The sequence below is a fragment of the Deltaproteobacteria bacterium genome (genome assembly GCA_011773515.1).
Classification (GTDB): domain Bacteria; phylum Desulfobacterota; class Deferrimicrobia; order J040; family J040; genus WVXK01.
Genome location: WVXK01000109.1, coordinates 1508 through 1925 on the forward strand (window position 1 = coordinate 1508; position 418 = coordinate 1925).

The following is a 418-nucleotide window of genomic DNA, read 5'->3' on the forward strand; positions in this document are numbered from 1 at the left end:
AACCGCTGCCAAAAGTGTTGCGAACGGTTTCTTTATATCTAAATAACTTCTCATTTCTCCCTCCCGTAATTGAAAATAATACTTTTTATTATTATAAAGCAACCATATGAACCGGACCGCCTAAAGTTAATAAACAGGGTAATGACCTGCTCGCCAAAAACTGATTCAAGTATTATGATATGGTCTAAATAGCTTAAGGGAGTAAATACTATTCTCAGCTACAATTCAACGCATAAACTTCACTCCCCAACCCTGACCTATATAGTTATTGAAAAGTTTTTGCAACGGAGCCCCCGTACTGTGTCAAGACAGCAAGTTTCAGAGCAATTTCTGGAAATTTAAAGTGAGTCGTGAATGCTGTCGTCAGTGATTATCAGTATTTTCTTTGTTATGTAAAAATATCAGTTAAATTGTACTT